At 41.7% G+C, this 17,547-nt stretch carries 17 protein-coding genes; 15 read left to right on the top strand and 2 right to left on the bottom strand.

From position 1 onward, the window contains the following. Positions 1–7: 7 nt before the first annotated feature. Genes FKZ59_RS06940 through FKZ59_RS06930 form a run of 3 tightly spaced genes read left to right on the top strand, consistent with a single transcriptional unit; the run spans position 8 to position 2,426 of the window. Positions 8–946, top strand: coding sequence for a branched-chain amino acid ABC transporter permease (locus FKZ59_RS06940; protein ID WP_141602029.1), 939 nt, complete (start codon positions 8–10; stop codon positions 944–946). After that, positions 943–1,719, top strand: a complete 777-nt coding sequence (locus tag FKZ59_RS06935) for an ABC transporter ATP-binding protein (protein WP_141602028.1) — start codon at positions 943–945, stop codon at positions 1,717–1,719. The genes FKZ59_RS06940 and FKZ59_RS06935 overlap by 4 nt, the downstream gene beginning before the upstream one ends. Further along, the gene (locus tag FKZ59_RS06930; protein ID WP_141602027.1) at positions 1,719–2,426 is read left to right on the top strand and encodes an ABC transporter ATP-binding protein; all 708 of its coding nucleotides are present in this window, start codon (positions 1,719–1,721) and stop codon (positions 2,424–2,426) included. Before FKZ59_RS06935 ends, FKZ59_RS06930 begins: the two co-directional genes overlap by 1 nt. Positions 2,427–2,530: 104 nt before the next feature. Here the strand turns inward: FKZ59_RS06930 and FKZ59_RS06925 are convergent, their stop codons facing one another. Beyond that, complete coding sequence (locus FKZ59_RS06925) at positions 2,531–3,250, bottom strand: DUF6904 family protein (RefSeq protein ID WP_141602026.1); 720 nt, start codon at positions 3,248–3,250, stop codon at positions 2,531–2,533. 415 nt (positions 3,251–3,665) lie between these two features. Here FKZ59_RS06925 and adh point away from each other — a divergent pair, with 415 nt between their 5' ends. The 5 genes from adh to FKZ59_RS06900 all read left to right on the top strand — a co-directional run bounded on the left by adh (position 3,666) and on the right by FKZ59_RS06900 (position 8,721). Further along, complete coding sequence (gene adh / locus FKZ59_RS06920; RefSeq protein ID WP_141602025.1) at positions 3,666–5,201, top strand: aldehyde dehydrogenase; 1,536 nt, start codon at positions 3,666–3,668, stop codon at positions 5,199–5,201. 23 nt (positions 5,202–5,224) lie between these two features. Next, positions 5,225–5,590: a DUF779 domain-containing protein gene (locus FKZ59_RS06915; protein ID WP_141602024.1), complete on the top strand. Its 366-nt coding sequence runs from the start codon at positions 5,225–5,227 to the stop codon at positions 5,588–5,590. Between the two features lie 89 nt (positions 5,591–5,679). Next, positions 5,680–6,642: a DUF4003 family protein gene (locus tag FKZ59_RS06910; RefSeq protein ID WP_141602023.1), complete on the top strand. Its 963-nt coding sequence runs from the start codon at positions 5,680–5,682 to the stop codon at positions 6,640–6,642. Between the two features lie 60 nt (positions 6,643–6,702). Then, entirely contained in the window at positions 6,703–8,130 is a 1,428-nt protein-coding gene (locus FKZ59_RS06905; protein ID WP_141602022.1) for an aldehyde dehydrogenase family protein, read from the top strand. Positions 8,131–8,226: 96 nt separating this feature from the next. Further along, entirely contained in the window at positions 8,227–8,721 is a 495-nt protein-coding gene (locus FKZ59_RS06900; protein WP_141602021.1) for an acyl-CoA thioesterase, read from the top strand. A gap of 128 nt (positions 8,722–8,849) precedes the next feature. Here FKZ59_RS06900 and FKZ59_RS15100 read toward each other — a convergent pair whose 3' ends face one another. Continuing rightward, entirely contained in the window at positions 8,850–10,160 is a 1,311-nt protein-coding gene (locus tag FKZ59_RS15100; protein ID WP_141602020.1) for a globin-coupled sensor protein, read from the bottom strand. A gap of 161 nt (positions 10,161–10,321) precedes the next feature. On the opposite strand from FKZ59_RS15100, the gene FKZ59_RS06890 reads away from it, so the two are divergent. The 7 genes from FKZ59_RS06890 to radA all read left to right on the top strand — a co-directional run bounded on the left by FKZ59_RS06890 (position 10,322) and on the right by radA (position 17,447). Next, positions 10,322–10,543: a hypothetical protein gene (locus FKZ59_RS06890; RefSeq protein WP_141602019.1), complete on the top strand. Its 222-nt coding sequence runs from the start codon at positions 10,322–10,324 to the stop codon at positions 10,541–10,543. A 223-nt stretch (positions 10,544–10,766) separates the two neighbouring features. Further along, entirely contained in the window at positions 10,767–11,072 is a 306-nt protein-coding gene (locus FKZ59_RS06885; protein WP_141602018.1) for a DUF4870 domain-containing protein, read from the top strand. A 196-nt stretch (positions 11,073–11,268) separates the two neighbouring features. After that, positions 11,269–11,733 (top strand): CtsR family transcriptional regulator, encoded by a 465-nt coding sequence (locus tag FKZ59_RS06880; RefSeq protein WP_141602017.1) that lies wholly within the window; start codon positions 11,269–11,271, stop codon positions 11,731–11,733. A gap of 14 nt (positions 11,734–11,747) precedes the next feature. After that, on the top strand, positions 11,748–12,302 hold the full coding sequence (locus FKZ59_RS06875; protein WP_141602016.1) for a UvrB/UvrC motif-containing protein: 555 nt from the start codon (positions 11,748–11,750) through the stop codon (positions 12,300–12,302). Next, positions 12,299–13,366 (top strand): protein arginine kinase, encoded by a 1,068-nt coding sequence (locus tag FKZ59_RS06870; RefSeq protein WP_141602015.1) that lies wholly within the window; start codon positions 12,299–12,301, stop codon positions 13,364–13,366. The genes FKZ59_RS06875 and FKZ59_RS06870 overlap by 4 nt, the downstream gene beginning before the upstream one ends. A 22-nt stretch (positions 13,367–13,388) precedes the next feature. After that, a complete protein-coding gene (locus tag FKZ59_RS06865; protein WP_141602014.1) occupies positions 13,389–15,827 on the top strand; it encodes an ATP-dependent Clp protease ATP-binding subunit in 2,439 nt (812 codons plus the stop codon). A 246-nt stretch (positions 15,828–16,073) separates the two neighbouring features. Further along, complete coding sequence (gene radA / locus FKZ59_RS06860; protein WP_141602013.1) at positions 16,074–17,447, top strand: DNA repair protein RadA; 1,374 nt, start codon at positions 16,074–16,076, stop codon at positions 17,445–17,447. The last annotated feature ends 100 nt before the right edge of the window (positions 17,448–17,547 follow it).

The following is a 17,547-nucleotide window of genomic DNA, read 5'->3' as shown; positions in this document are numbered from 1 at the left end:
TGAGGTCATGAAGAAGTCGAAAGCCTTTTGGGTTTATTTGGCACTTGCATTAGTAATCTATGCAGTTGTACAAGTGATGACGGCAAATGAAATGATAGATTTATATTATCAAAACATGTTGATTACGATTTGCATCAACATCATGCTTGCCGTAAGTTTGCATATTGTCATAGGAATTACGGGACAGTTTTCCATTGGACATGCCGGTTTCATGGCGGTCGGTGCATATGTGAGCGCGATTTGTACGATGAAGCTGGGATTGCCGTTTATAGTGGGAATTATTATGGCGGGAGTCGTAGCCGCTATTGCCGGTTTGCTTGTAGGTGTGCCTTCTTTGCGGTTAAAAGGGGATTATTTGGCGATTGCGACATTAGGTTTTGCCGAGATTATCCGGATTACCTTTTTAAATATTGATTATGTAGGTGGAGCGGCAGGGATGGTTGTCAATCATATGACTACTTGGACCTATGCTTTTCTCGGCGTTTTGATTACCATTCTTGTGATTTCAAACTTTACGAACTCCCGTCATGGCCGCAGCTGTTTGGCTATTCGCGAAGATGAAATAGCCGCAGATGCAATGGGGATTAATACGACTTATTATAAAGTGGTTGCTTTCGTGATCGGATCGCTTTTTGCAGGGGTTGCAGGCGCTCTTTACGCACATAACTTCTATATTATTCAACCGACGGCTTTTAACTTCCTAAAATCTTTTGAAATTTTGATTTATGTTGTATTGGGCGGTTTAGGAAGCCTTTCCGGATCTGTCATCGCGGCGATTTTCTTGACAACGGTTTCACAATATTTGCAGGCGTTTCCGGAAACCCGCATGATCATTTACTCCGTTGTATTGATTCTCGTGATGTTGTATCGACCTACAGGGCTAATGGGAACGAAAGAACTGAAAGATGTATTCAGATTGAAAAAAAGAGGAGGTTCTGAAGCATGAGCAATCCTCTTGTGAAGTTGGAAAATGTGGGAATTCAATTTGGCGGATTAAAAGCGGTTCAAAATGTGAACATGTATATCAATAAAGGGGAACTGGTCGGCCTGATCGGACCGAATGGGGCCGGAAAAACCACCACCTTCAACATGTTGACGGGAGTGTATACCCCTACCGAGGGAGATATTACGTTTGAAGGAAAAAGCATCAAAGGGTTAAAGCCGTATCAAGTAACAAAACGGGGAATTAGCCGCACTTTCCAAAATATTCGATTGTTTAAAGATTTAACCGTTTTGGACAACGTAAAGATCGCCAACCACCATCTTGCAAAACATTCCATTCTGTCTTCCGTTCTGCGTTTGCCAAGCCACTTCAAAGGCGAAGGAAAGATGGAAAAAGAGTCAATCGAGTTTTTGAAAATTTTCGGGCTCGATGTTTATAAAGATGAATTGGCCAAAAACCTGCCTTACGGGATGCAACGGCGCCTGGAAATTGCACGGGCATTGGCTGCAGGTCCAAAACTTCTATTGTTGGACGAGCCTGCAGCCGGAATGAATCCGCAAGAAACGCAAGATTTGATGGATTTGATAGCGTTAATCCGGAAAGAGTTTGATTTAACGATTTTATTAATCGAACATGATATGAGCCTGGTAATGGGAATCTGTGAAAGAATCTACGTGTTGGACCATGGCCAATTGATCGCCGAAGGAACGCCGGAAGAAATACGTAATAATCCAAAAGTGATTGAAGCTTACCTTGGAGAGGAGGTCAAAAATTAATGTTGCAGGTAAATAATATTGATGTTTATTACGGAAATATTCATGCCCTGAAAGGTGTCTCCTTGGAAGTCAATGAAGGCGAGATTGTTACGTTAATCGGCGCGAACGGCGCGGGGAAAACAACGTTATTGAAAACTTTGTCCGGATTATTAAAGCCGAAACATGGGACGATTTTATACAACATGCAACAAATCGGGGGCAAACCGGCACAGGGGATTGTGAAAAATGGCATTGTCCATGTGCCTGAAGGACGAAGAGTGTTTGCCAACATGTCGGTAGAGGAAAACCTGGAATTAGGTGCTTTTCTCCGGAAAGACCGGGATGGCATTAAAAAGGATTTAAATCGTGTATACGAAATGTTTCCGATCTTGAATGAACGAAGAAAACAATTGGCGGGTACATTGTCTGGCGGTGAACAACAGATGTTGGCCATCGGAAGAGGGCTTATGTCCAAACCGAAGCTGTTATTGTTGGATGAACCGTCAATGGGGCTGGCGCCAATCATTGTTCAACAAATCTTTGAAATCATTCAAACCATCAATCAAGAGGGAACAACGATTTTGCTTGTTGAACAAAACGCCCACATGGCTTTATCGATTGCGGACCGGGCTTATGTCATTGAGACGGGTAGAATCGTATTGTCCGGATCAGCGAAGGAGCTCCAAGAAAGCGAACAAGTGAAAGCGGCATATTTAGGCGGGGTATAAATAAAAAAGGCTTGTCCGAAAAGAGACTGGAAATAACCTTTTCGGTACAGCCTTTTTAATTTTTTTTTGGCTTTTTTCAGCAAAGAGTCTGTAAAAAAAGCGTATTACCATTCAATATGTTCGGGATATTTCGTTTGAATGGGAAGTTCGTGTATCTCGTTTTTTGTCAGTTTTGCGGTGGCCATAATTTCATTTTTTAATGCGGTATATTCATCATCTTCCACCATCAACCGGAAGGCGAATGCACCCAAGTTTTCTTTGCGTTCATCATATGAAAGTTTTAAATATTCCAAGTTTAAAACATCCACATATTGTGTGGCATAACGGAAATATTTCGGTGATTTGGTAAACATGAGATGGATGAATACCCTGAATTGTTCTTCCAACAGATGTTCCCGCAAACATTCCGTGACAATGGATTGGAATTTCCGGATGGTAGTTGTATGCGGATTCCATGGATTGTTATCTACAAATTCATTATATAAATCGATGAAGTCATTTAAAGCAAGGGCGGTGAAAATTAATTCCGGCCACAGTATTTCAACGGAAAAATAAACATTTTTTGCAGGTGCGATGAGATCTTTGCGCTTTTCAATTCCTTTATGAATCCCGTTTGCGACAAATTCGATATTGCACTCGCCTTTTGTGGCTTTCCGCAATTGAAGGCAAACTCCTAAGATCCGTTGTCTTGCCCCCTGGTAATCGTAGTATTTATTTTCATCTCCAATGACTTCATAAATGGAGGTAATCAATTCGTCCAAATCCCAATAATCGCCGCTGATTCTTCCACCGGTTAAACGTTCTGTGCTTTCAATGGATAACATGATGATCCCACCTTTTAAACGCTGCAAACTTAAATCTATCAAATCTATTGTACAATCTTTCAACCGCAAAAAACTACAAATTTATTATTTATGGCATATAGATTACAAAAACAGAAGGACGATCCCGGAAATGCATAAAATAGAATTATTCTTCACGAAAGAGAAAATATGAGAAAAATATAAAGAAAAAATGTTTATAGATAGTAAACTTAGGGTAGAGAAAAGAAAATGATTGAGGTCATCATAGGAGGTGCAAAGTGAAAAAAGGGGAAAGGGAGAAAAAATGATTCTATTCAGAAATAAATGAAAGCCTTTCTGAATAAATATTACTGTATACCTTTTACAGGATGGTGTTGGTGTCAGCAAGAGAAAAGGTATAAAAATCATAAATATTATTGAGGGGGAGTATGAGAACATGTCAATTTTGACTGCCGCATATGCATTTCCAAACACTGAGGGAGCTATTATAAACTTCAAGGATCGTTATGACAACTATATTGGAGGAAAATGGACGCCTCCAGTGAACGGAGAGTATTTCGACAACATTACACCAGTAACAGGAAAAGTTTATACGAAAGTTGCCCGCTCCACTGCGGAGGATATTGAACTTGCCATTGATGCTGCTTACAAGGCGAAAGATGCGTGGGGCAAAACCTCCGTTGCGGAAAGAGCAAAAATATTGAACAAAATTGCTGACCGCATGGAAGAAAATTTGGAACTGTTGGCAGTTGCGGAAAGCTGGGAAAATGGTAAACCGGTCCGTGAAACATTGAATGCGGATATTCCATTGGCAATCGATCATTTCCGTTACTTTGCCGGAGCAATCCGAGCCCAAGAAGGCGGCATTAGCGAAATTGATGAAAATACGGTAGCCTACCATTTTAAAGAGCCGATTGGCGTTGTCGGGCAAATTATTCCTTGGAACTTCCCGATTTTGATGGCAGCATGGAAACTGGCACCAGCCTTGGCGGCAGGAAACTGTGTTGTTTTAAAACCGGCTGAACAAACACCAACTTCTATTTTAGTGTTAATGGAGCTTATTGAAGATTTGTTGCCTCCAGGTGTTGTAAACATTGTAAACGGTTTCGGATTGGAAGCCGGAAAACCGTTGGCATCCAACCCTCGCATCAGCAAAGTTGCGTTTACAGGAGAAACAACAACAGGAAGACTCATCATGCAATATGCTTCCCAAAATATCATACCGGTGACATTGGAGCTTGGAGGTAAATCTCCAAATATCTTCTTTGAAGATGTGTTTGAAGCGGATGATGAATTTTTGGATAAAGCGATTGAAGGCTTTGTATTGTTTGCCCTAAACCAAGGGGAAGTATGTACATGCCCTTCAAGAGCGTTAATCCAGGAATCCATTTACGATAAATTTATGGAACGGGCCCTTGAACGGGTGAAAGCCATTAAGCAAGGAAACCCGCTTGATCCGTCGACAATGATTGGGGCTCAGGCTTCAACGGAACAGATGGAGAAGATTTTATCTTACATTGATATTGGCAAGCAGGAAGGTGCGGAACTGCTTATTGGTGGTGAGCGCAACAAATTGGATGGCGAACTGGCGGATGGCTACTACATTAAGCCGACTGTTTTCAAAGGCCATAACAAAATGCGCATTTTCCAAGAAGAAATTTTCGGACCGGTTGTGGCAGTCACAACATTTAAAACGCCGGAAGAAGCGTTGGAAATCGCAAACGATACAATGTACGGTTTAGGCGCAGGCGTATGGACTCGCGACATTAATACCGCTTATCGCATGGGACGCGGCATTCAAGCGGGACGTGTATGGACAAACTGTTACCATCAATATCCTGCTCATGCAGCGTTCGGCGGATACAAAATGAGCGGAATCGGCCGCGAAACGCACAAAATGATGCTTTCACACTATCAACAAACGAAAAACTTGCTGGTGAGCTACGATCCAAATAAACTTGGCTTCTTCTAATTCCTATCCAGGGAGGGATGGCTTTGGTGGAACGCGTTGTTGCGACGGATGCAGCCCTTGCCCTCATTGAACAGTTAAAGAAAAAACATGGTCCAATTATTTTCCATCAATCAGGCGGATGTTGCGATGGCTCTTCTCCTATGTGTTATCCTGAAGGGGATTTAATCATCGGAGACAATGATATATTATTAGGGGAAATTGGTGGAGCCAAATTTTATATGCATAAAACCCAATTTGAATATTGGAAGCATACGCAACTGATCATTGATGTTGTGGAAGGCCGCGGTGGCATGTTCAGTTTGGAAGGTGTGGAAGGAAAACGCTTCTTGACCAGATCAAGGGCATTCACTTCCGATGAACTCGCGGAATTAAAAAAGGTAAGTTCATAAATAAAAGGGGAACTTCTTATGGAGTTCCCCTTTATTCATTTTGAAACTTGTCCTCCTGGAAAACGTATAACAACTAGGAGTGATTAGAAATGGATACACAATTTACCGAAGAACTTCAAAACAATTACAACCGGGCCGTCAATTATTTTGGAAATCAATTTAAAGTAAGCGCGGTTATTTCCCTTGCCAGCAAGTATACCCTTGAAAAAAGGGAATTCAGCGGGGTGGCGCTGCAAAAAATCGTCGACCAAATGGCGGAATACTCAAAAAAGGCTTTGTCCATCCAAAAAAATTCGCCGATTCCCTATTACATAGCCGCCCGGTTTTTGGGGCAAGATTTGGAAGCATGCTTTGAAAATTTATTGCAAAGGGATGGGGCGTTAAAAGAAGCCGGGTTTCATAACTCCCCTTTCCGGTTGGCGGGTGCGATGATGCTGGATGAAGATATTCATCTTCACGCAAAACGGGCAAAAACGTTATATGATGAAATGCACAGGAAACAATTCATTTTAACGTCCAAAGAAGATGTACCTTATGCAGTTTTATTATCAAAAGTAAATGAACCCCCTCAATTACAAGTAGAAACAATGGTGCAATATTACAAAGCTTTAAGAAAACAAGGGTTTCTGTTGGGCAATTCCCTTCAATCCCTTGCGCAAATTTTAACAATGTACAGCGCCGATTATAACGAAACGCTTCTCCAGTATGTGGCAGAGCTGCGGCATTCATTGAATCATAGAGGCATCAAAGTAAAACCGATACACTATCCGTATTTGGGGATTTTAGCGTTAAATGCAACAGATAATGAAAAAATAGATGAAATAGCGGAATGGCAGAAAGCTTTATTGGAATTAAAAATATTCCGCATGGCAAAGGAATTGGCACTAATTGTCGCCATCCAAAAAATCATGAGAGAGCTGGTTGAGGTGCAAAATATGGTCGATATGAAAGAGCTTTTTATTGAAGATTTAATTGATGTTATGGAAATTACGCTGGATGTTGTGGATATTATTTTTTTGCCTGGAATTGATTTGTTGGATTTCTTCCGTTGATTCACTCAAAAATTGTTGGGAGTGATAAAATGGAAATAAATCATAATGGAGGTGTAGGAGATGAAAGAAACAAAATTATGGATTAACGGTCAATGGGAGAATGCAAAAGAATCGTATGACTTGACAGCCCCCTATACGGGCGAAGTGATTGCCAAAGTGGCGAAGGCCTCTGTTCAAGATGTGGAACGCGCCATCCAAGGGGCTCATGAAGCGTTTCAAACTTTCAAAAAGACGACAGCCTACGAAAGAGCAGAAATATTATATAAAGTAGTAGATTTATTGAAAGAGAGAAAACAAGAATTTGCCGAAATTCTTGCAAGCGAAGCGGCAAAACCGATCACGGCCGGCCTTGCGGAGTTGGACCGTACGATTGCCACTTATCAATTTGCAGCAGAAGCGGCGAAAAATATATTTGGAGAAACGGTGCCAATGGATGCGGCACCTGGAGGAAAAAACCGCATCGGCTTTACAAAGCGGGTGCCTCTGGGGGTAGTATCAGCCATTACACCTTTCAATTTTCCATTTAACCTGGTTGCCCACAAATTAGGGCCGGCTTTTGCAGTCGGAAATACCGTTGTTTTAAAACCGGCTACCCAAACGCCGTTAAGTGCATTGGCGATGGCCGAAATCTTTAAAGAAGCGGGGCTTCCTGATGGGGCATTGCAAATTGTGACAGGATCAGGTGGAGAGTTGAGCGATGTGCTTGTTACGCATCCGTTGGTGAAAAAAGTGACATTCACTGGCAGCGGCGCAGTAGGAATGAAAATCAAAGAAAAAGTCGGCTTAAGAAAAGTGACGCTAGAATTGGGTTCCAATGCGGCAGTGATTATTGAACCAAGCGCTCCGATCGAAAAAATTATTCCCCGCACGGTTAGCGGTGCGTTTGGATTTTCGGGACAAGTATGCATTTCCCTGCAGCGGATTTATGTTCATGAATCCATTTATGATCAATTTACAGAGGCTTTTGTAAACGAAACAAAAAAATTGAAAGTCGGCGATCCTTTTGACCCGTCGACAGATTTAAGTGCGATGATCAATCCGAGAGAAGTATCCCGGATAAAAGAATGGATTGAGGAAGCGAAAGCGCAGGGGGCAAAAGTCGCGACTGGAGCGGAATTTACGGAACGCACGATGGCACCGACCGTAATGGTAAATGTAAAACCGGAAATGAAAATTATGTGTTTGGAAACATTTGCTCCGATCGTATCCATTGTGTCATATAAAACATTGGATGAAGCGATTCAATACGTAAATCAATCTGATTTGGGGCTGAATGCAGGAATCTATACAAATGTCTTAACAGATGCGTTGAAAGCGGCCGATGAATTGGAAGCCGGCGCGGTAATCATTAATGATATTCCGACGTTCCGGGTTGATCATATGCCTTATGGCGGAGTGAAAAATAGCGGATATGGCCGGGAAGGAATCAAATATGCAATTGAAGAAATGACGGACTTGAAGTTTATTACAATTAAGACGGAAATATGAACAAATGGCATTACTCATTTGTATGAAAGTGGTGCTATGTTAGCATAATAACAGAAAGTTTTGGAAAAACAGCATTTGAATTGGGAGGATAAACAAATGAGTAATGCACATCCGATGAGCTTGTCGCGCACTACGCAAACCCGGCTCGTATTGCCTCCGGATGCGAATCAATATGGTTCCGTCTTTGGAGGGAAAATTTTGGCTTATATTGATGAAATCGCGGCCATCGCCTGTATGAAACATACAGGAAAAGAAGTGGTAACCGCTTCTTTTGATTCGGTCGATTTCGTTTCTCCTGCCTATGTGGGAGATGTGTTGGAATTGGAAGGGATCATCACCTCCACTGGGAGAACATCCATGGAAGTGTATGTGCGCGTGATGTCCCGCTGTGTCAAGACAGGAGAAAAAAGGCTGACAACGGAATCATATGTGACGATGGTAGCGCTTGATGAACATGGAAAACCGACTCCGATTCCTGCAGTTTACCCGGAAACGGAAGAGGAAGAAAAAATGCATAAAGCAGGTATAGAAAGGCAAAGATTAAGGAAGGAAAAAAGAAAAAAATTAAAGCGGGATGAATCCCGGGAATAAAGGTCCAAGGCTGTCCGGAAACTTCCGGACAGCCTTGATTTTATGGAGTATTTATGTATTTACAATATTAAATTAAACTCTATGTACCATTTTTTAGGCATGTCAGCATAAAACTACATTGAATCGGACTATTTTGAAAAATCTTGCACCAGATTGATGAGCGTGTCCGAAGATTTTGCAATGTGTTCGGTGCTTTCCACCAAGTTTGCAATATTATTTGAAATGTACTCAATGTCATTCAAAGTGGAAGCATATTGGTTGCGGATGCCGGAAACTTTCTTGGTGATTTCCTCGAAAGACTCCATCAGATGTTCCTGGGTTTGTACGCTTAATTGTACTTGTTCATCTACATTGTTTACACTGGAAGTCATTTCTGTTATATTTTCTTCCATTTCTTGTATTAATCCGGAAACATTTTGTACAGCTTTTTTTGTTTCTTCAGCAAGTTTTCTCACTTCTTCTGCAACCACCGCAAAACCTCTTCCATGTTCCCCTGCCCGAGCGGCTTCAATGGATGCATTTAAGGCAAGCAAGTTTGTTTGATCTGCAATACCTGTCACCAAATTTACAATTTCCGAGATGCTCCGGGAAGATGTTCGAAGATTGAGCATCGATTTCTCCAGCAGATTGACACTGTTTAAAATCGTATTCATCAAGCTGGTTTGTTTGGACAATTCCGTTTTCCCTTGATTTGATTTTTCTTCCGTATCGGCAACAAAGTCCAATCCTTGCGCGGTAGATACGGAGATATTTTGCGACTGTTCCGATATCATTTGAATGGATGTGGTCGTTTCTTTATTCATTCTGTTCAGCTCTTCTGCGATTTGTTGTATCGATGCCAGCAATGATTGTTTTACCTCTTCATTTTCTGTGCGGATGCGTTCCTGCTCTTTTTCGTAGGCGTCAATCACAAGCTGCTGTTCCAGATTGATGATTTTTGAGAAGGCGTTGATTGCAAGAAGTCCTTCTTCTTTAGGAATATCCTGTTCTTTTATAAATTCGCTAAAGGAAGAAATTAAAGATTGGAAAGATGAAAGGTACCATTTGGAAGTCAATCCGATCCGGATGTGGGCAATGGCAATCGTATTCCGGTTTTCAAAATATTTTTTATCAATATGCCCTTCAAAGATGTCGGACAAGTGTTTGCGCAATTTCATCTTCAATCTGTCGAATGATGAGTATCGATTGATTAATTCGGTTAAACGGGGATTTGCGGATATATTTTTGTAAAATTTATCCACCATGATCGGAATAAAGTTTTCTATAAGCGGTTTTATTTGGCGGAGGACTGCCAAATCTTTTTTGGTTAACTCAATAATTTCCATTTGTTTGGCCACAACAGGATTGTCGGAAACATTTAATGCTACTTCTTGGACGTATTTTTCGACAGCAAAGAATTGAGATGTCTTTTGTCCCTTTTTTAATAGTGGAAATCTCATATGTATGCCCCTTTCCTTCTTAAAATTTATGTATGTATTATGTATATCTTTATATTAAACGTTAAAGAATGTGTTAAAATGAAATTCCTTAATTTGCCTTTCCATTGCAAACATTGTAAAATACGAATAGCTGAATTAAAGAGTAAAGGAAGTTATTTGAGATGGATCAGCGAAGGCTTGCATATATTATTGTGTCTATGGTAACGGTAGCTGTTATCGCCATTTTGATGTTGAATAATATGTTTGAAGAAGTGCCGAGAAATCATAAAATTTTAATTGTGATAAGCGCCACCCTCTTTTCGGGGCTGTTTGCCCGCGCGCTGTTCCCGGCAGAGCAACCGGATGAAGCGGAACCCAAAAACAAAAATAATCTTAAAAAGTAAAGCCGCTCATGTGGAGCAGGCTTTTTATTTTGGCTTTTTTAAAGAATATCATATATCATGAGGGATTTTCTAAAAAATTTTTGTCTGTCATCTGATTATATCGGAAAAAATGCAGGAATAAGAAGGGAAAAAATCACTAAAATTTGAAACAATTCGTTATGTCATTCGTAAAAATAAATAACAAAAGTTAAACCTAAAATTAAACAGGGGTTGATTTTTCATTATGGAGGAAAAATGGGCAAAAGTCATCATTCACGCGAGCGCGTTTTTTGCTCCGGTTTTAGTTCCGGTTCTCTTTTTCTTGATCAGCAACGATGAAAGGGTCAAACGGCTCGCAGTCCAAGCATTGTTGTTCCAATTTGTAATGGGCATATTGATTGGCGTCAGCGCTTTTCTAAGCATCATTTTAATCGGCCTGCCATTCCTGATCATATTCGGGATTATGACGGTTGTGGTGCCGATTATCGGAATCGTCAAGGCGCTGCAGGAAATCGAATGGGATTATCCGATTGTCGGCCGTTGGGTGTAAAAAAAACAGTTTGAGATTTATTCCAATCAATTGAATATATTGAATAAAAATCGGCAAAACGTATTGTAATACGTGTTGTCGATTTTTTTGCTCCATTATGGTTGTCAAGGGTTTTTAATTGCAAATTCGAAGGAAAGGAAATATAATATAGTCAAAGAAAGTCAAAGTCAAAAAAGCGAGGTGAATTGTAAAAAAAATGAAAAATATTTCCGATTTAATTGAAGGGTATTTGAAGAAGGTTATCGAATTAGAAGGTAAAGGACATATTGAAATCAAACGAAGTGAATTGGCGGATAAATTCCAATGCGTTCCCTCGCAAATCAATTATGTGATCAACACCCGCTTTACAGTGGAAAGAGGTTACCTCGTCGAAAGCAAACGGGGCGGCGGTGGATATATACGCATTTTCCGTGTGAAACCGAGTTCAAAGGTTGAATTGATTGATGAATTAATCAAGCAGATCGAAAAAGGTGCAACCCAAAACATGGGGGAAGATATTATTTATCGTTTGTTGGAAGAAGATGTGATCACCGAAAGAGAGGCAACGTTAATGCTTGCGGCCATTGACCGGAATACATTAAAGTTTCAGCTTCCGACTCGCGATGAATTGAGGTCGGCCATCCTAAAAGCAATGTTATTAACTTTAAAATACGAAAAATGAAGAGGTGTTAGGTCATGCTTTGTGAACACTGTAAACAACGGAAAGCGACGGTGACGGTTACACAAATCATTAATGGCCAAAAAAGCGAAAAGCATTATTGTGAAGTTTGCGCAGCGCAATTTCATCCCTTCAGCCTGGATTTCCCTAAAGAAGAACAAATTCCGATTCATCAACTATTTTCAAACTGGTTTGGCATTCCAATATGGAAAAATGATTTGAGCGAAAGAACCGTTCAGCCTTCCGTACAAACCTCTGCATGTCCGGCTTGCGGCTTTACATTTCGAAAATTTCTGAATGAAGGCAAACTGGGATGCCCTCAATGTTATGAAACGTTCAGCGAAAAACTGCCTCAAGTACTTGCGAAAATTCAAGCAGGAACAAAACATACCGGAAAAAGACCGGGCCAAAAAACGGATAATAACCGCCTCTTGAAAAAGCAAATCGAACGGGCTCGTGAACAATTGCAGTTGGCTATTCAAGATGAACGCTTTGAAGATGCGGCAAAATATCGGGACGAAATCAAAGAATTGGAACGCAAGCTTGAAATGGGAGGTGTAGATACTCCATGAACCTTGAATATTTCTTGAAAGCGGAGGCTCCGAGCTGGATGGGCGCAGATGGTTCGGACCATGACATTGTGATTTCCACCCGTATACGGTTGGCGAGAAATTTGGAAGGCTTCCGGTTTCCGTTAATTTTCACCGATGAAGAAGCCAAAACGGTTGACCGAATGGTTACACAAGCTTTTTATCAGTTAAATGATGAAAACCATAACTTTTCCCATTTTGCAATCCAAGAAATGCCGGCTTTGCAGCGGCAAGTGCTGGTAGAAAAACATCTCATCAGCCCAATGCTTGCGCAAAGCGATAAATATGCATCTGTAATCATTTCCCAAGACGAATCAATCAGCGCCATGGTAAATGAAGAAGACCATTTAAGAATCCAATGCTTGGCTCCGGGATTAAAACTGATGGAGACTTACGAAGTGGCCAACAAATTGGATAGCCGGCTTGAAAAACTATTGCCGTTTGCTTTCCATAACGAGTTCGGTTATTTAACGAGCTGCCCGACAAATGTGGGAACGGGTTTACGGGCTTCTGTCATGATGCATCTGCCTGGGCTCTCCATGATGAAGCAGATGAAAAGTTTAACGCAAATGCTGGCCCGTTTCGGAATGGTGGTAAGAGGCATTTACGGTGAAGGAAGCGAAAATTTGGGCAACATGTATCAGATATCCAATCAGATCACGCTCGGCAAATCGGAAGATGAAATTATAGAAGATTTGCAAAATGTCGTCATGCAAATTATCGAACAAGAACGCAAGGCAAGACATACCCTTCTGTCGCAATCAAAAATCGCGTTAGAAGACCGAATATACCGTGCTTACGGAACATTGAAACATGCTCGGATTATGACAAGCGAAGAAGCGGCGACATGCTTATCCAATGTGCGCCTAGGTGTCGATTTAGGAATCATTAAAGATGTTTCAAAGCATATTCTAAATGAGTGTACAATCCTTATTCAACCTGGATTTGTGCAACAGTACGCAGGGACTACATTAGAGCCTGCTGAACGGGATGTCTTCCGGGCTAAATTAATACGCGAAAAATTGAACAGCGAAAATTTGAAATAAAAGGAAAAGGAGCTGAAAGAATATGATGTTTAACCGATTTACTCAACGGGCACAAAAAGTGTTGCAGTTGGCACAAGAAGAAGCGATCCGCTGGAAACATGAAGCCATCGGAACAGAACATATCTTGCTCGGCCTTATTCGGGAAGGCGGAGGCATTGCGGCAAAAGCTTTGGAAGCGATCGATGTAACTCCGGAAATGATTGAACGCGGCATCGAAGAATTGGTAGGAAAAGGAACAAAAGAAGTAGGACCAATCGTTCACTATACACCAAGAGCGAAAAAAGTCATTGAATTGGCTGTTGATGAATCTCGCAAATTAGGTCATGCATACATTGGCACAGAACACCTATTGCTTGCGTTGATTCGTGAAGGTGAAGGGGTTGCAGCACGAGTTCTTGCAAACGCGGGGGTAAGCCTTAATAAAGCGCGCCAGCAGGTACTATTGCTATTAGGCAATAACGATGTTTCACAAACATCCAATACAGCTCAAACAGTAAGCACACCGACACTTGACAGCTTGGCCCGGGATTTGACGGCAATTGCCCGTGAAGGAGGACTGGATCCTGTCATTGGTCGCAGCAAAGAAATCACCCGTGTGATTGAAGTGCTTTCACGCCGTACAAAAAACAACCCGGTATTAATCGGTGAACCTGGTGTCGGTAAAACAGCGATTGCAGAAGGACTTGCCCAACAAATCGTGAATAATGAAGTGCCTGAAACATTGCGCAATAAACGGGTAATGGTTCTCGATATGGGAACAGTTGTTGCGGGTACAAAATATCGTGGCGAATTCGAAGATCGTTTGAAAAAAGTAATGGATGAAATTCGACAAGCCGGAAACATCATTTTGTTCATCGACGAACTTCATACATTGATTGGTGCCGGCGGTGCAGAAGGTGCCATCGACGCTTCAAACATTTTGAAACCTGCCCTTGCACGCGGCGAGTTGCAATGCATCGGCGCGACAACATTGGATGAATACCGCAAATATATTGAAAAAGATGCGGCTTTGGAACGGAGATTCCAGCCTATTATGGTAGACGAACCGACAGTGGAAGAAACAATCCAAATCATTAAAGGTTTGCGCGATCGCTATGAAGCGCATCACCGTGTAAAAATTACGGATGAAGCGATCGAGGCTGCGGCAAAATTATCAGACCGGTATATTACAGACCGTTTCTTGCCGGACAAAGCTATCGACTTGATTGATGAAGCAGGTTCAAAAGTGCGTTTGCGTTCATTTACAATGCCTCCAAATCTAAAAGCCCTTGAAGATAAATTGGAACATGTGCGCAATGAGAAAAACGCGGCCGTATCAAGCCAGGAATTCGAAAAAGCGGCTGCATTGCGCGATACTGAACAAAAAATTAAAGAAGAACTTGAACAATTGAAAAAATCCTGGAAAGAAAAACAAGGTAAAGAAGAATCAAAAGTCACAGTTGAAGATATTGCGGAAGTAGTATCGATGTGGACAGGAATTCCGGTAAACAAAATTGCCCAAGAAGAGTCCGAAAAACTGCTTCATTTGGAAGATGAATTGCATAAACGCGTTGTCGGCCAACATGAAGCGGTAGAAGCCATTTCCAGAGCAATCCGCCGTGCCCGTGCAGGACTCAAGGATCCAAAACGTCCAATCGGAACATTCATCTTCTTGGGACCTACAGGAGTCGGTAAAACAGAACTTGCAAAAGCTTTGGCCGAAGTCATGTTCGGCGACGAAGATGCGATGATTCGGATCGATATGTCCGAATATATGGAAAAACATTCAACTTCCCGCTTAGTCGGATCACCTCCTGGATATGTAGGATTTGAAGAAGGCGGGCAACTCACGGAAAAAGTACGCCGCAAACCATACTCTGTCGTGCTTTTAGATGAAATTGAAAAAGCCCATCCGGATGTGTTCAACATTCTATTGCAAGTTCTTGACGATGGACGTTTGACAGATTCAAAAGGACGCACTGTGGATTTCCGCAATACGGTTGTCATTATGACATCCAATGTTGGTGCAGAAGCATTGAAATATCAAAAAAGCGTGGGATTCGGCGTAGGAACAAAAGACAAATCATATAAAGACATGAAATCCACAATGCTGGAAGAATTGAAAAAAGCATTCCGTCCAGAGTTCCTAAACCGGATCGATGAAATCATAGTGTTCAAACCATTGGAAAAAGAAGAATTAAAACAAATTGTGTTGCTAATGGCAAAATCTTTGATCAAACGCTTGAAAGAACAAGATATCGAATTGGAATTGACAGACGCAGCGTTGGAGAAAATTGCGGAAGAAGGATACGATCCGCAATATGGAGCGCGTCCTATCCGAAGAGCTTTACAGAAAAATGTAGAGGACCGATTGTCCGAAGAATTATTGAAAGGCACGATTTCTAAAAACAGCAAAGTCGTCTTTGACTATGTTGACGGCGAATTTGTTGTAAGACAAAAAGATACGATTGAAAGTGCATAATTTTGGAGAGCTGTCCGCAAGTCTTGGCAAGACTGCGGTACAGCTTTATTTTAATATTATCCGGAATTTATTTAATGAGCTTGTATGCTATCTGTTCTTAATGCAAGAATTAACCGCAAATGCCGGTGCTTTTGATCAAAAATATTGATCCATGTTGTCCTATCAGTCATGCGGGTGTCAACCAACATAGTTGAAAAATGATATTTTTAAATAGATGAAGAAAAATAGATTTTGCAGGAGGATCTAATGGCGAAAAAGAAAACAAAGTTTTGCTGTCAAAGCTGTGGGTACGAATCTCCAAAATGGCTGGGGAGATGTCCGGGATGCGGCGGATGGAACACCTTTGCGGAAGAAATCGAAGTCATTTCAAGGGGCCGTGGGGTGTTTCAACATTCGGAAACAATCAGTCAAAAGGCTGTGCCTATCATCAATATCGATTCCCGGGAAGAGCAACGCATCGAAACGAATATGACGGAATTGAATCGCGTACTTGGAGGCGGAATCGTCCCAGGTTCTTTAGTGTTGATTGGCGGAGATCCGGGAATCGGAAAATCCACTCTCCTTATGCAGCTTTCGGCAGATTTATCAAATCAGGGATACCGGGTGCTGTACATATCCGGGGAAGAATCATTGAAGCAGACGGGTTTAAGGGCGACAAGGCTGGGCGTACAGTCAAAGGAACTTTATATTTATCCGGAAACGGATTTGGAACTTATTCGTCACAGTATTGAAGAAGTCCAACCAAAGCTGATTGTCGTCGATTCCATACAGACCGTGTACCATCCAAGCGTAGAAAGCGCTCCGGGCAGCGTATCCCAAGTAAGAGAATGCACTTCTGAATTAATGAGAATTGCAAAAACAAAAGGGATTGCGACTTTTCTTGTCGGACATGTCACGAAAGAAGGGCAAATTGCAGGCCCTAGGATTTTGGAGCATATGGTGGATACAGTCCTTTACTTTGAAGGCGAGAGACATCATACGTACCGGATATTAAGAAGCCATAAAAACCGCTTCGGATCCACTAACGAAATCGCCATATTTGAAATGATTCATTCGGGTTTAAAAGAAGTGCTAAATCCTTCTGAGCTGTTTTTAGAAGAACGTTCCCACGGGGCAGCCGGTTCGACGGTTGTCGCTTCCATGGAGGGAACCCGTCCGATACTGGTTGAGATTCAATCATTGGTGACACCGACAAGTTTTAATTATCCGAAGCGAATGGCAACGGGTGTGGACCAAAACAGAGTTCAGCTGTTGATGGCGGTTTTGGAGAAAAGAATGGGCATGCTGTTGCAGGCGCAGGATGCCTATGTGAAGGTGGCCGGCGGGGTAAAACTCGATGAACCGGCAATAGACTTGGCGGTTCTGGTATCCATTGTATCCAGTTACAAAAATCAGCCGGTCAATGTAACAGACGTGTTTATAGGGGAAGTGGGCCTTACCGGAGAAGTCCGAAGGGTATCGCGCATTGAGCAAAGAGTTTATGAAGCTGCGAAACTGGGATTCAAACGGGTATTCATTCCTGCTTCCAATCTTGGTGGGTGGGACTATCCCAAAGATATTCAAGTGGTGGGGGTCCATACCATCAACGAAGCATTGAAGGCCTGTTTTGGAAATGAATGAAATGTACCAAAATATGATATGAATGGGCATTTTTTCATTGGAAAAGGAAAAAATAAAGAAGAAAACATGGATGGCCAAGAACAAAAAGGTAAAAAAGTCC

Source organism: Ureibacillus terrenus (genome assembly GCF_006569205.1).
Lineage (GTDB): Bacteria > Bacillota > Bacilli > Bacillales_A > Planococcaceae > Ureibacillus > Ureibacillus terrenus.
This window is presented reverse-complemented; position numbering and strand designations above follow the sequence as displayed.

Coding starts and splice junctions, on each gene's coding strand:
- FKZ59_RS06940 (WP_141602029.1), top strand. CDS start 8: ATGAAGAAGTCGAAAGCCTTTTGGGTTTATTTGGCACTTGCATTAGTA.
- FKZ59_RS06935 (WP_141602028.1), top strand. CDS start 943: ATGAGCAATCCTCTTGTGAAGTTGGAAAATGTGGGAATTCAATTTGGC.
- FKZ59_RS06930 (WP_141602027.1), top strand. CDS start 1,719: ATGTTGCAGGTAAATAATATTGATGTTTATTACGGAAATATTCATGCC.
- FKZ59_RS06925 (WP_141602026.1), bottom strand. CDS start 3,250: ATGTTATCCATTGAAAGCACAGAACGTTTAACCGGTGGAAGAATCAGC.
- adh (WP_141602025.1), top strand. CDS start 3,666: ATGTCAATTTTGACTGCCGCATATGCATTTCCAAACACTGAGGGAGCT.
- FKZ59_RS06910 (WP_141602023.1), top strand. CDS start 5,680: ATGGATACACAATTTACCGAAGAACTTCAAAACAATTACAACCGGGCC.
- FKZ59_RS06905 (WP_141602022.1), top strand. CDS start 6,703: ATGAAAGAAACAAAATTATGGATTAACGGTCAATGGGAGAATGCAAAA.
- FKZ59_RS06900 (WP_141602021.1), top strand. CDS start 8,227: ATGAGTAATGCACATCCGATGAGCTTGTCGCGCACTACGCAAACCCGG.
- FKZ59_RS15100 (WP_141602020.1), bottom strand. CDS start 10,160: ATGAGATTTCCACTATTAAAAAAGGGACAAAAGACATCTCAATTCTTT.
- FKZ59_RS06890 (WP_141602019.1), top strand. CDS start 10,322: ATGGATCAGCGAAGGCTTGCATATATTATTGTGTCTATGGTAACGGTA.
- FKZ59_RS06885 (WP_141602018.1), top strand. CDS start 10,767: ATGGAGGAAAAATGGGCAAAAGTCATCATTCACGCGAGCGCGTTTTTT.
- FKZ59_RS06880 (WP_141602017.1), top strand. CDS start 11,269: ATGAAAAATATTTCCGATTTAATTGAAGGGTATTTGAAGAAGGTTATC.
- FKZ59_RS06875 (WP_141602016.1), top strand. CDS start 11,748: ATGCTTTGTGAACACTGTAAACAACGGAAAGCGACGGTGACGGTTACA.
- FKZ59_RS06870 (WP_141602015.1), top strand. CDS start 12,299: ATGAACCTTGAATATTTCTTGAAAGCGGAGGCTCCGAGCTGGATGGGC.
- FKZ59_RS06865 (WP_141602014.1), top strand. CDS start 13,389: ATGATGTTTAACCGATTTACTCAACGGGCACAAAAAGTGTTGCAGTTG.
- radA (WP_141602013.1), top strand. CDS start 16,074: ATGGCGAAAAAGAAAACAAAGTTTTGCTGTCAAAGCTGTGGGTACGAA.